The 13,201-nt window shown below is 53.3% G+C and carries 14 protein-coding genes; 11 read left to right on the forward strand and 3 right to left on the reverse strand.

Annotation, left to right across the window (positions count from 1 at the left end; translation table 11 throughout):
• Window position 1: 1 nt before the first annotated feature.
• Both fliS and ACIGG6_RS06985 read right to left on the reverse strand, forming a co-directional pair.
• Window positions 2–418, reverse strand: a complete 417-nt coding sequence (gene fliS, locus ACIGG6_RS06980) for a flagellar export chaperone FliS (protein ID WP_058577008.1) — start codon at window positions 416–418, stop codon at window positions 2–4.
• A gap of 172 nt (window positions 419–590) precedes the next feature.
• Window positions 591–2,282 (reverse strand): HD domain-containing phosphohydrolase, encoded by a 1,692-nt coding sequence (locus tag ACIGG6_RS06985; RefSeq protein ID WP_253502299.1) that lies wholly within the window; start codon window positions 2,280–2,282, stop codon window positions 591–593.
• A gap of 266 nt (window positions 2,283–2,548) precedes the next feature.
• Between ACIGG6_RS06985 and ACIGG6_RS06990 the strand changes: the two genes are divergently transcribed.
• Window positions 2,549–2,908: a flagellar protein FlaG gene (locus tag ACIGG6_RS06990; protein WP_052509943.1), complete on the forward strand. Its 360-nt coding sequence runs from the start codon at window positions 2,549–2,551 to the stop codon at window positions 2,906–2,908.
• Between the two features lie 105 nt (window positions 2,909–3,013).
• Here the strand turns inward: ACIGG6_RS06990 and fliE are convergent, their stop codons facing one another.
• Window positions 3,014–3,340, reverse strand: coding sequence for a flagellar hook-basal body complex protein FliE (fliE, locus tag ACIGG6_RS06995; RefSeq protein ID WP_253502296.1), 327 nt, complete (start codon window positions 3,338–3,340; stop codon window positions 3,014–3,016).
• 257 nt (window positions 3,341–3,597) lie between these two features.
• Between fliE and fliF the strand changes: the two genes are divergently transcribed.
• From fliF to fliO, 10 genes are all read left to right on the forward strand, one after another.
• Entirely contained in the window at window positions 3,598–5,367 is a 1,770-nt protein-coding gene (gene fliF / locus ACIGG6_RS07000) for a flagellar basal-body MS-ring/collar protein FliF (RefSeq protein WP_399843449.1), read from the forward strand.
• Entirely contained in the window at window positions 5,360–6,364 is a 1,005-nt protein-coding gene (fliG, locus tag ACIGG6_RS07005) for a flagellar motor switch protein FliG (RefSeq protein ID WP_083026272.1), read from the forward strand. The genes fliF and fliG overlap by 8 nt, the downstream gene beginning before the upstream one ends.
• Window positions 6,357–7,121 (forward strand): flagellar assembly protein FliH, encoded by a 765-nt coding sequence (locus ACIGG6_RS07010; RefSeq protein ID WP_253502290.1) that lies wholly within the window; start codon window positions 6,357–6,359, stop codon window positions 7,119–7,121. Before fliG ends, ACIGG6_RS07010 begins: the two co-directional genes overlap by 8 nt.
• Window positions 7,122–7,125: 4 nt before the next feature.
• The gene (gene fliI, locus ACIGG6_RS07015) at window positions 7,126–8,514 is read left to right on the forward strand and encodes a flagellar protein export ATPase FliI (RefSeq protein WP_253502287.1); all 1,389 of its coding nucleotides are present in this window, start codon (window positions 7,126–7,128) and stop codon (window positions 8,512–8,514) included.
• Window positions 8,515–8,967, forward strand: a complete 453-nt coding sequence (fliJ, locus tag ACIGG6_RS07020; protein ID WP_399843452.1) for a flagellar export protein FliJ — start codon at window positions 8,515–8,517, stop codon at window positions 8,965–8,967.
• A 22-nt stretch (window positions 8,968–8,989) separates the two neighbouring features.
• The gene (locus ACIGG6_RS07025; protein ID WP_399843454.1) at window positions 8,990–10,453 is read left to right on the forward strand and encodes a flagellar hook-length control protein FliK; all 1,464 of its coding nucleotides are present in this window, start codon (window positions 8,990–8,992) and stop codon (window positions 10,451–10,453) included.
• Between the two features lie 159 nt (window positions 10,454–10,612).
• Window positions 10,613–11,089 (forward strand): flagellar basal body-associated protein FliL, encoded by a 477-nt coding sequence (fliL, locus tag ACIGG6_RS07030; RefSeq protein ID WP_089675597.1) that lies wholly within the window; start codon window positions 10,613–10,615, stop codon window positions 11,087–11,089.
• Window positions 11,090–11,110: 21 nt separating this feature from the next.
• A complete protein-coding gene (gene fliM, locus ACIGG6_RS07035) occupies window positions 11,111–12,166 on the forward strand; it encodes a flagellar motor switch protein FliM (RefSeq protein WP_044629580.1) in 1,056 nt (351 codons plus the stop codon).
• Complete coding sequence (gene fliN / locus ACIGG6_RS07040) at window positions 12,163–12,681, forward strand: flagellar motor switch protein FliN (protein WP_253502276.1); 519 nt, start codon at window positions 12,163–12,165, stop codon at window positions 12,679–12,681. Before fliM ends, fliN begins: the two co-directional genes overlap by 4 nt.
• Window positions 12,678–13,163 (forward strand): flagellar biosynthetic protein FliO, encoded by a 486-nt coding sequence (gene fliO / locus ACIGG6_RS07045; RefSeq protein WP_399843455.1) that lies wholly within the window; start codon window positions 12,678–12,680, stop codon window positions 13,161–13,163. Before fliN ends, fliO begins: the two co-directional genes overlap by 4 nt.
• The last annotated feature ends 38 nt before the right edge of the window (window positions 13,164–13,201 follow it).

Genomic DNA, 13,201 nt, shown 5'->3' on the forward strand with positions numbered 1-13,201 from the left:
CTCACGCACTCTGCTGTTGACCGATTTCACGCCATGCTGAGGCGATATCCTCAAGCAACCGCTCAGCTTGGTTGAGGCTCTCTTCGTCGTTTCGCAAGTTAGCTGTTAACAGCAAGCGGGCGATATAATCGTAAAGTGAGGCGAGCCTCTCTGCAATGACACCCCCTTGCTCTTGATCGAGGGCGGCCGCTAAACCGTTATTAACAATATCCAACGCTTTGGAAATTGACTTGCCTTTTTCAGCTCGGTTGCCAGCTTGCATGTGAATTCGCGCTGCGCGGATTGCCGCCTGAGCGCCATCAAATAGCATCACGATCAGCTGGTGAGGATCAGCTGACATGACACCACTTTCAACACCGACACGGGCATAAGCATTAGCGCCTCGTCCGTTAGCGGCGCCACCGCGAGTGTAGGTCATTAGTGGGCACTCCTTTATAGGGTGTAACAACAGCTAGGGCAAAAAGCCAGTCGTGCTGTTCATCATTCAAGGTTGAGCATATATGCTCAGCTATTAAATATATCGGCGAAGCCACAGCAGACTTTAATGCCTGATTACTTTTTAATTTAGCTGCTTGCCTGAATTCGGCGTCCTATGTAGAAACCGCCACTTCTCTGACAGGCTTGCCTAGTCGCTCAAAAACATCGCCACGCAACACACTCCCTAAATTATCGCGCATTGGCGGCTCAGCTGCTTGGGCCAGCACCACCTCTGCTGGCGCCCCACTATCATCAAGGCGCAAAATCCAGGCAAGCTGATCACTAGAGAAAAGCGCTAACGACCCCACCGGCAGGACCTTGAAATGTTCGACATAACGCCTCATCCAACGGCGATCAAACTGATGCGGATGAGCCAGCAAGTGGCGGTAAATTTGCTGCGCCGTGCGGGCCGGGCGATCTGGGCGATCTCGCCGCATCGCCTCAACAACGTCAACCACTGCACTGGCTTTCGCCAACTCGTTAATATCATCCCCGGTGATTCCTGCCGGATAGCCACTACCATCAAGCCGCTCGTTGATCCCCCCAATGACCGCTTGCGCCACCGTAGCAGACAGCCATTGGCAGGTATGTAGCCGAGCCATCAAGAGGGAAACATGCTCACTTAATGCCTGCCGATGTGTCGCTTCAAAATTTGGCGCTTTGAACACGACCTGAGGAATAAGCGCCTTACCCAAATCATGCACCAGCCCGCTGGCAACGATCGCCTTGCGCACATCCCGCGGCATATTGGCTCCTACTAAATCCAGCAAATGGACTGCAACAGCAATCCCGTGCCTTACCAGCAGCGGCTCTAAAGACAAACAGCGGGAGGCAAACAGCAGTCCCTCTCGATCTTCTTCATGCAGCATCAGTAAGCGGTCCGCATTACGAGAGAGCTGCCTTGAATCAATATCACTGCCTTGCTGAAGCATGAGCAACTGTGCATCAAGATAAGCAGCTACCTTAACCAAACGCCTTGCCATCGGTGTGGCATAGCGGCGTATATCGCGCCGTCCTATGTGCTCAGTATCTGGAGTGCGTTTGCCCGGCTGCTCAAACAGAGGCGATGGCTGCCGCTCCTCCTGCGCCTCCTTTTTATAACGCGCAGCTTCACGCTCAATCTCGCAGACAAAGTACCAAATCTGCCGTTCCTGCTCGGAAGTGCACCCTGCAAAGCGAAAGCCAACGCGTAGCATGTGCCGCTCGGGATCAGTTTTCTGATGGCGGGCAACGCCATTCACTTCAAAGTAAGTGCCGTTTGGAAAGGTAAACGCAAGTTTGAGCGAGTATTGCGTTTCAGCCAAAACACCGCTTGCTGTTAATGGCAACTCAAGCTGGCACCCATCCTGGGAGAGGTCACGGAGCTCCCCCTGGGCACTCTCACCACTCTCACCAACAACCAGTGCAGACACCACCATTCCCATGCGCAATTCAGCACGATATGACTCGCGTCGTTGCAGCACTTCGACCGAACTTGGGTAATTACTACAACAAAGAAAACGACCACCAGAACGACGGGTCTCCGTCAAAGATAACAGCGGTGTCCGCACCACTTTTCCCTGTGACTGACCCCGCAAAAAAAATTGCTCTCCCTGCTGTAAACGACTTAGCAGGTAGTCAACCGATGACAGATCCATTACCAGCGTTTCGCCCGCGTGCTGCTCCATCAAGACCACTGGCTCTGGACGCGCATCAGGAGTGGCCAAGCAGAGAGTCACCCCACCGCTCTCTATCATAGTATTCAGAAGAGAGCTGATTACCGATGGGCTAGTGACGCTCTCGTACTCATCTTGTTGGACTGCCATGCGTGCCTCGCTTTCCCCAGACGCGTTATACGTTAACGCTCATCACAAAGCAGCAGAGCATAACAGAAGCCTTTATCGAGCCGCATGTCCGCCATAGGACTCATAACACTTTTCTTTTCATCTATAGTAAAAGGATAAAGTTTGTGACAAACGCGCCGATAGATTGAAAAAGAGGCTCATCACCAGACGGTAAACGGCCTCAATGCCTTTACTCGGTTACGTTGCCTAGCCCCCCGGCGGGCTTATTTAATAGAGGAACGTTGTACATGAGCCCACTATCCATTGACTCAGCCACACCAGCAATAACAGCCGCTTTATCGCAGGAACGCTCTACGCGCCCCGCTATCGATCCCCTACCTCCAGTCACCCCAAGCGGCGATGAAGCAGCAGCAGATGGCAATAAGGCCACAAAAGAAGCGCTTGTTGAACCGATACAGCGCATTAACGATGTCATGCGTCCCCGTGGGTTGGAATTTGATATTAGCGAACAATCGGCTCGCATCATTACAAGGGTCATTGATCGAGAAACGGGTGACGTCATACGACAAATACCAGCAGAAGAAGTGCTGCTACTGGCCGAGCGGCTAGAAGAACTGCAAGGAAAACTGATCTCTCTTAAAGCATAGAAACCAAGCGAACGCTGCGGGCGCCTTGAAAAGCGATAACGTACCAGCCTAAGCGTTCGCCTTCCCACTACCCACCCAGCTAGCCGCATAACTACTTTACGCCCCCTATACCTGCATATTCATCACATCACGATAGGCAGTTACTAGGCGGTTGCGCACCTGCATGCCCATTTGAAAGGCCACACTGGCTTTTTGCATATCTACCATCACATCGTTTAGCTCGATGTTTGGCTCGCCTGCCTGAAACGCCATCGCCTTGGTATTAGCCGCTTGCTGCAACCGATTAATTCGCTGTATAGAGGACTGCAGCTCACTTCCAAAGCCACCTTGACCAACAGCGGTTGCCACATGCTCCCCTTTAATAGGCTGAGCCGCTTGTGCCGCTAGCCCCTGCATCTGTTGCAGCGCAGACTGTATAGAAGGTGAACTCATACGCAGGCCTCATTTTTGCGGAAAATTAATTAGTACAAAAAGCCTACCATTGGTAGGAGTAGCGTCATACGTACAAATGAGTATAAAAAGCCAAGCTTTTCGTTCATTTATGGTCGACACACCCCCGGATAATGGCGTTCATCACAATTCCGCTTCATCTTTTTAGCGGATAACCGCGATTGACGGATATAGCCTATGCCTTCTTTGGTGATGCGCCTGGGCCGACACCCGTTTTGCCTGCCCTTCTGGAGGGACGCATGAGCGAAACTGGTGCTACGGCAGGCCGTCAAAACAGCACGACACCAAACGCCTCTCGCAGTGGAGCGGCGGAAAACGAATCCAGCAACCCCTCTGCCTTGGCGCGCACCATGAAACAGCTGCGCGGCAATCCGTTAGTGGTTGTATTGATTGCGGCAGCGGCCTCTATCGCCGTTGTGGCTGCTTTATTTATGTGGGCTAGCAGCCCCGAGTACCGTGTGCTTTACAGCAACCTGAGCGAAGCGGATGGCGGACGAATTATTTCGGAGCTTGATAGCCGCAGCGTACCCTATCAGTTTAGCCAGGGGGGCCAGGCACTGCTGGTGCCCGGCGAGCAGGTGCATACACTTAGGCTCCAGTTAGCTGAGCAAGGCTTGCCCCGCGGCGGCAATCTTGGCCTAGAGCTTATGGAAACCCAAGCTTTTGGGATTAGCCAATTTGCTGAGCAGGTGAACTTTCAGCGTGGCCTGGAAGGCGAGCTTTCACGCTCTATCGAATCACTAGGCCCCGTCGAAAGTGTGCGCGTGCATCTATCGATGGCAAAGCCGTCCGTCTTTATCCGTGACCGCGAACCTGCCAAAGCCTCTGTGGTGTTGAATCTCTTGCCAGGTCGCGTCCTTGGCGAGGGGCAAGTTAGCGCCATTGTGCATATGGTATCCAGCAGTGTGCCTGAGCTTGCTACTGAAGATGTGACGGTGGTCGATCAGAACGGCCGCCTACTCACTGTCAACAGCGCCCAGGGTAACGACCTGGATGGTACGCAGTTAGCGTACATCAGCGAAGTGGAGCGCTCCTATCAGCAGCGTATTGAGAACATTCTTTCGCCCATTGTTGGCAGCAACAATGTTCGCGCCCAAGTAGCGGCACAGATCGATTTTTCACGCCGTGAGCAAACCTCCGAGCGTTACAGCCCAAACCAGGCGCCTAACGAATCAGCAGTCCGCAGCCGTCAGCTTAGCCTCTCTTACGATGGCGAAGATCCATTGGCCACCGGCATTCCTGGGGCGTTAAGCAATACTCCTCCTGGGGTAGCCCCCTCCCCCATCAACCAGCCAGACCCGGAAGAGGGTGATGTTGCGGACGATGCAGGTACCGAACCAGGCGCTTTGCGCAACCTGCGCCAAGAAGATGTCGTTAATTACGAAGTAGATCGTAGTATTGAGCATATTCAGCACCGCCTTGGCCAGATACAACGCCTCTCAGCGGCTGTTGTTGTTAACTTTCGCGACGTTACTAATGAAGAAGGTGAGGTTGAACAAGTCGCGCTCAGCGATGAAGAGATCGCCCAAATTGAGCGTTTGGTGCAACAAGCAATGGGGTTTTCGGATCTGCGCGGCGATCAAGTGGAAGTGGTTAACACGCCCTTCGCTGGCGATGATGATACCCGCGTCGAACCGGTCTGGTGGCAACATCCCGACAACCTAGCGATAGCTGCCAATTTGGGGCGCTACTTACTGGTTGCGCTAGCCGCATTGCTACTCTACCTGCTGATTTTGCGCCCATTAATCAAGCGCTACACCCAGCCGCCCGTGATGGCCGCTGCAGCGCCTGGAAGCACGTTGAGCACCAGTGTTGGTAGCGACGAAGATGACCAGGAAAGCGAGGGTGAAGGCGAGGGCGATGATGAGGACACCTATAGCAACAAGCCCAAGCGCCGTCGCAAAACGTCGCTTTACGAACACAATCTTAACGACCTACGAGAAATGGCCCAAGAAGACCCCCGTATGGTCGCGATGATTATTCGCAGCTGGATGAACGCTAATGACTAGCATTGCTGAAATGGGCGGCGCACGTAAAAGCGCCATTCTTCTGCTGGCCCTGGACGAAGACAGCGCCGCTGAGATTTTTAAGTTCCTTAGCGCCAGCGAAGTGCAAGAGATCAGTATGGAAATGGCACGGCTTCATCAAGTTTCCCATGATGATATGAAAGCCGTGCTAGAAGCCTTCCATCAAGAAACTGAAGAGTTCGTGGCGCTTAACCTCAACTCTAGCGAGCATATCCGTTCGGTACTGACTAAGGCACTGGGCAGTGAACGAGCTACTAGCCTAATTGAAGATATTCTCGAAACCACGGGCGAGAATTCAGGTATTGATGCACTCAACCTGATGGAAGCCTCCATGGTGTCGGAGCTGATTCGCGACGAGCATCCGCAGATCATCGCTACCATCCTGGTTCACCTGGATCGCCATCAGGCCGCTGATATTCTCGAGCTCTTCGAAGAGAAACTGCGTAACGACGTGGTACTTCGGATCGCCACCTTTAGCGGCGTGCAACCAGCCGCGCTTCAGGAGCTTACCGAAGTGCTTACCAGCATGCTGGACGGCCAAAACCTCAAGCGCAGCAAAATGGGTGGCGTAAGAACTGCGGCAGAGATCCTCAACCTGATGAACTCTTCTCAAGAAGAGGTGGCCATCGAAACCGTCCGCTCGCACAGCGAAGACCTTGCCCAGAAGATCATCGACGAGATGTTCCTATTCGAGAACCTACTCGACCTGGACAACCGCGCGATTCAGATGGTACTTCAGGAAGTGGAGACCAACTCGCTGGTGGTGGCGCTCAAAGGCGCTCAAGATGCCCTAGTGGACAAATTCCTACGCAACATGTCGCAGCGCGCCGCCGACTTGGTTCGCGAAGACATGGAGGCTCGCGGCCCTATCCGCGTCTCGCAAGTGGAAACCGAGCAGAAAGCGATTCTACAAATTGTGCGCCGCTTAGCGGATTCCGGAGAGATCGTCCTGGCGGGCGGAGACGACGAGTATGTCTAATACTCATTCGCCTGAATTTGATCGCCACGGCGAGTGGCGACGCTGGCAAATGGATGAGCTGGTAACGCCTGCTAGTGACAAATCTCAACAAAATGCCTCAGGCCCCACGGCTCACCAGCGCAAAGTGGAAGCTGCCCAACGCGCCGCCGCAGAAGCAAGGGCACGTGAGGAAAAGCAGCGGCAAGAGGTTTATGAGCAACTTCGCCAGGCAGCCGAAGAAGAAGGCTATCAGGCGGGCCTGAAACGCGGGCACGAAGAGGGCCTTACTAAAGGCCTGAGCGAGGGACGCGACCAAGCAGCCGAAGAGCTTAAAGAGCAAATTCGTCAAACGGTCGCACCGCTAGGATCATTGGCAAAGCAGTTTTCAGATGCCCTTGAGCGTCTTGATGACACAATCGCCCATGATCTTGCTGAACTTGCCCTGGCAACAGGCAAACAGCTAGCAGGAGACGCGCTAACTGAGCAACCTGAGCATATTTTGTCCATCGTTCGCGAGCTGCTGCATACCGAGCCACCGTTAGTCGGTAAACAGCGTTTATGGCTTAACCCAAACGACCACACCTTGGTTGAAGAGCATCTTGGTGGCGAGCTAGAGGCTGCTGGCTGGGTACTGCAACCCGACGATCAGTTGGCCCGTGGCGGCTGCCGCGTTACCAGTGCCCAAGGCGAACTGGACGCGACGTTTGAGAGCCGCTGGCAAAATATTAATGCACAGCTGCGCAAACGACATAGCGGCAACGCGACACCGTCCGAGTAACGCGATGAATCACTTCAATTGCCCTCACCAACACCGCTGGCGTAAAGCACTGCAGCGCACCAGCCAGCGTGTGAGCCGACTCCCCCACTACCGAACCAGTGGGCGGGTTGTGCGCGCGACTGGCATGGTGATTGAGGTGGTTGGCTTACGAGTGGCGGTAGGTAGCGCTTGCCACATTGAACTGCCAGGAGCAGATGGCCGGCTTAACGATAGCCACAAGCATGCAGAAGCTGAAGTCGTCGGTTTCTCCGGTGAAAAGCTGTTTTTAATGCCGCTAGAAGAAATCTCTGGCCTGATGCCAGGTGCACGGGTTACCCCTCTTGTTGATGGCAATGGCCACAGTGCCCGGCGCTTCCCAGTAGGCGACGAGCTTTTAGGCCGCGTACTGGATGGTAATGGTAACCCGCTTGATGATCGTGAAGGTGTTGAGGATGCCCAGCGCACCACCTTGCAATCCAGACCACTGAATCCGCTGTCCCGGGCGCCTATTGATGCTCAAATCGATGTCGGCATTCGTGCCATTAATGCCCTACTCAGCGTTGGCCGCGGCCAGCGCATGGGCCTATTTGCCGGCTCAGGCGTCGGTAAGTCAGTACTGTTAGGCATGATGGCACGCTATACCCAGGCCGATGTGATCGTCGTTGGCTTGATTGGCGAGCGTGGCCGTGAAGTACAGGACTTTATTGACAATATCTTGGGGCCAGAAGGGCGCCGACGCGCTGTTGTTGTCGCCGCGCCTGCGGATACCTCGCCGCTGCAACGCTTGCAAGGGGCCGCTTACGCCACACGTATCGCCGAAGGATTTAGGGACTCTGGCCGCAACGTGCTGCTAATAATGGACTCCCTTACACGCTATGCCATGGCACAGCGGGAGATCGCATTAGCCATTGGCGAACCCCCTGCCACTAAAGGGTATCCGCCCTCCGTCTTTGCCAAGCTACCCGGCTTGGTAGAGCGGGCGGGCAATGCTGAGCGGGGCGGCGGCTCCATTACCGCGTTCTACACCGTGTTAACAGAAGGCGATGACCAGCAGGACCCGATCGCTGACTCCGCCAGGGCCATTTTGGATGGTCATATCGTCCTGTCGCGGACACTGGCAGAAGCCGGGCACTATCCTGCTATCGATATAGAAGCCTCTATCAGCCGTGCAATGACCGCCATCGTGACGCAGGAGCAGCAGCAAAAAGCGCGTACCTTTAAACAGATTTTTTCACGCTATCAGCGTAACCGCGACCTGATCAGCGTAGGGGCCTACAGCCCAGGCCATGATCCGCGGCTGGATGAAGCGGTGAATCGCTTTCCAGCCTTAGAGCGGTTTCTTCAACAGAACATTGACGAGTGTGCAACGCTTGAGGAGTCCTACCAAGCCCTGCACACGGTAGTGGGAGGCTAAATGAGTCATAACCAGCTTGATATGCTGACGGACCTGGCCCGTGATGCTCGCGACCAAGCAGGAAAACTGCTGGCCCAAGAGCGTCAAACCCAACAGCAAACGGAAGCCCAGCTGCAGTCACTCAACCGCTACCGAGTAGAGTATGCAGAGCGTTTGCAGCACGCCATGCGTGAGGGCATTGACCCCGCTACCATGTATAATTATCAGCAGTTCTTAGCCTCGTTGGATGCCGCCCTTGTGCGTGCTAGACAGGCGCTGACTGCACAGCAAAAACGCGTACAACAGAGCCAGCAGCATTGGCAACAAGAGCAGCGCAAGCTCTCTTCTTACGATACACTGGCCTCACGTAGGCTATTAGAAGAGCATCGCCGCCAAGCGCGTTACGAGCAAAAATCAACCGATGACTTTGTCAATAGTCGTGTAGCTCGCCAACAGTCTGATAAACCACTTTAGCGCCGGGTCAGGAAGCCTATCCATGAATATTCAACTGTTACTTTCTGCGAACCCCAGCCAGGGCAGTGGCGCATCAGCCTCACAAGCGACGGAGGCTCAAGGCTTTCCCACTGGGCTATTCCGCCAAGCCATGCTGCAGGCTACAGACACCCAACGCCCAATGGGCGCACTTTCTAACGCTCCATCCACCGATGGAGAACAGGCGCTGCGTGATTTTACCTCGCTCCTAGAATCGCTGGGTATTGAGCTAGATGAAAGTGCACTTGCCGATCTATTTGGGCAGTTGCAATTGACTACACAGGCTATGAACCAAAAATTAAGCAGTCAAAGTCTTGGAGCACTTAGTAATCAACAAGTAACCGCTGAGACAACTGCTCAAACGATGAATGGCTTAGTCAAGCAACTTGAGTCACTTGATATTAAGCTCAATCAAGAGGAGATTGCAGAGCTTTTTGCTCAGCTACAAACGGCTGAACAAGGCACCCCAGAACCGCTAATAGCATTAGCTGCAGCGGCGGCTACCGACAACACGTTGGACATGCCATCACCTGCTCTACAGGAAATTTCCAGTCGGCTGACATTAGTCGCTGCCTTTACTGATGACGCAGGCCTACCGTCCCCCACTACTACCCAAACAACGTCTGTCGCCGCTATCGCCGAACAGTTAGCGATTGGCAAAAAAGACGCGATAGCTCTCATCAATGCTTACCAACAGCTATCGAGTAGCACAGGGTCTAATGGGTCTGCTCAGCGCCCTGAAACGCTCAGCCAGCAAATAGCAGCGCTTTCATTGGGTAATGCTGCTAATACAGATACGAGCACTCAGCAGACAACCTCAAATACGCTTGCCGCATCAACCATGCAAACAATGGCCACCAGTGTGCACGTCAGCAGTGAAGCCATGGCTAGCGCTCTGGCGGTTAGCGGTGCCTCTGGAGAAGCAGCAGCGCGCATTAGCGGCGGTAACGAGCTAGCATTTAACCTGCCTAACGCTAACGCCGCACCACAGCCTATTGCTGCAGCAACGGGAGCCTCACTGCCCTCCTCTATCGGCACCCCTGTCTCTCACCCCGCCTGGCCGTCACAGCTAGGTCAACAGCTCGTTCAGCTTGTCCAGCGAGGGGGGGAGCAGCATGTTCAAATGAAACTACATCCTGCTGAGCTTGGGCCACTTTCTATCTCGTTAAAAATGACAGAACACGGCGCACAAGCTCAATTTTTATCCGCTCACGCTCAGGTTCGACAAGTGATTGAACAAGCGATTCCTCAACTGCGTGAAGCACTGGCGGAACAAGGAATTTCACTAAGTGACACATCAGTGGGTGAGCAAGGCTTTTCTAATCAACAGGAAGCGTTTGCTCAGCAAAGCACAGGCTCAAGCGCTGGTGGTGAAAGCGGGGTCACTAGCGTTGAGGGTGAAACCGGGACACCTCCATCTGGGGGTTCCTCCATCGCACTCGATGGGCGTGTGGACCTTTATGCTTAAAACATAACCACGCTATGAGTATGGTTTAATTGTAAGTACCGTGTTAACTAGCTAAACCAAAAGATAGGCTCTCCAAGAGAGCCTGTTCGTTTCTTCATTATCACCCGCGTTAGGCATAATGCTTGGCTAGCGTCATGTGCGAACATCATGGGAACAACAATGGCAGAATCAAGCGGCGGATCTAAAAAACTGCTCTGGGTAATGATCATTCTCGTACTGCTTTCCTCTGCAGGGGCAGCAGCGGCTATTTATCTAGTGCTGGATCAGCGCAACAGCAGCGACAGTGGCGAAGCTCAACAGCAAACGGTCGAGCTTACCCCCCCTGTGTTTACACGCATTGAGCCATTCACTGTTAATTTAGCTGATGACCGCTATGGTTCACGCCTGCTCTATACGGGTATTACGCTGCGAGTGGGTAACGAACAGAGTAAAACAATTATCGAAGAGCATATGCCGCAAGTGCGCAGCCGCTTACTAATTCTATTATCGGGCAAACAAGCCAACGAACTCACCTCGACAGAGGGGAAAGAGGAGCTGGCACAGGCAATTATTAGTCGTTTGAACGTACCCCTCACCGAAAATCAGCCCCCCCTAGATCTAAGGGAAGTGCTGTTTACCGAATTTATTGTGCAATAACCTCGGGAACTGGAGCCGTTCATGTCACAGGACGATCTACTGTCCCAGGAAGAAATTGACGCCTTACTAAAGGGTGTCAGTGGAGACGAAGAGCCCTCTCCGGCGTCGTCCAAGTCTCAGGACGAAACAAAAATTCGACCGTATGACCCGTCGACTCAACATCGGGTCATACGCGAACGTCTGCATGCGCTTGATTTTATTAATGAGCGTTTTGCTCGTTATTTCCGCAACGGGCTATTTAACCTAATTCGTCGCAGCTCAGACATCACTGTCGAGTCCGTGCGCTATCAAAGCTTTAGCGACTTCTCACGTAACGTTCCGGTGCCGACCAACCTCAATATCGTGTCGATGAAACCGATGCGGGGCTCTGCATTGGTGGTATTTCCACCAAATCTCGTGTTTATGGTAGTAGACAACCTGTTCGGTGGAGACGGGCGATTCGTTACGAAATCAGATGGGCGCGAATTTACCAATACCGAACAACGTATTATCCAGCGCCTGCTCAATCTTGCGATTGATGCCTATCAAGAAGCTTGGAAGGTAGTATACCCGATAGATGTCCACTTCCTGCGCTCCGAAGTCCAGTCTAAATTCGCCAATATTACTAATTCACCTAATGAGATTGTGGTCAATACCAAGTTCAATATTGAGGTAGGCAACCTATCCAGTAGCTTTCAGATTTGCATGCCCTACGCAATGATTGAGCCGCTGCGCGATCTATTGGTTAACCCGATCAACGATAGCAATCATGACAGTGATGGCTCTTGGTCACGTCGCATGGCCAGCGAGCTGCGCCAATCTGAAGTTGAGTTGGTCGCTGACTTTGCGCAAATTCCGAGTCGAATTGCTCACGTCATGGGGCTAAAAAAGGGGGATGTTTTGCCGATGGACATTCCCAGTACGATCACCGCCAGCGTTGACGGCGTCCCTGTGATGGAGTGTGAATACGGCAGTCAACGCCAGCAGCGCGCCCTGCGTGTTGTGCGTATGATCGACCATGCTGCTATGAATAACGTATCGTCCAAGGACTTTATTAAAGGTTCAACGCGACAGAAAGCCAAGGAACCCAAAGCATGACTGACCCTAATAAACCCGATCAAAAAGTCTCTGATGACGATTGGGCGGAAGCCATGTCTGAGCAAGAAGAGCCGTCGTCTAGTGCTGATGCCGCAAGCGATGATGATGACCCCTGGGCAGCTGCCATGGCAGAGCAGGAGGCTGCAGAGCAGGCCGATACGGAAGATGAGCCTGAATCAGAGGCACCTCAAGCCAAGCCAGCCAGCGACGATGTATTTCGCCCGCTGAGCGCAGAAAAAAGTACGACTCCCTCCCGTGATCTTGAGATGATCATGGATATTCCGGTTAAGCTTACCGTTGAGTTAGGGCGCACCAAACTGACGATTAAGCAGCTATTAGAGCTCGCTCAAGGATCTGTCATTGAGCTGGAGGGATTAGCGGGTGAGCCAATGGATATCCTGATCAATGGCTACCTAATTGCTCAGGGGGAAGTAGTAGTTATCGAAGATAAATACGGTATCCGTATTACTGAGATTATTACACCATCCGAGCGCATTCATAAACTAAACCGATGAGTGTTGCGACCTCTAGTGCGCAAGCCCCCCTTGAGGCATTAAGTGGCGGTGATGCATTAATCGGCATGGCGGCATTAGGCAAAACAGCCGCCGCACTAGCGTTGGTGATTGCCATTATTTTGCTGTGCACATCACTGCTCAAACGCTGGCAACATCATCGCTATGACCATGGTGCACGTTTACGCATCGTAGGTACCACCGCAGTAGGCAATCGCGAGCGAATTGTGGTTGTCGAAATTGAAGACACATGGCTCGTTCTGGGCGTTAGTGGTGGCCGTATTAGTAAACTACACGAACGTCCAGCGCCTACTGATCGTGGACCTACTGATCGTGGACCAGCGCCTACTGATCGTGGACCTACTGATCGTGGACCCACGCCCCCTAGTCCGCCGACCCGCTTCTCACAGCGTTTAGCTAACGCTATAGCTAATAGTCGCGGCAAGGGCGACAGTACTCCCTCAGACTCTCAGCATACCTCATGAAATACGCTCAGCATTTTGCCTGGCTCTATTCGCGTCAC

The organism is Vreelandella lionensis (assembly GCF_044543515.1).
GTDB classification, from domain to species: Bacteria; Pseudomonadota; Gammaproteobacteria; order Pseudomonadales; family Halomonadaceae; genus Vreelandella; species Vreelandella lionensis.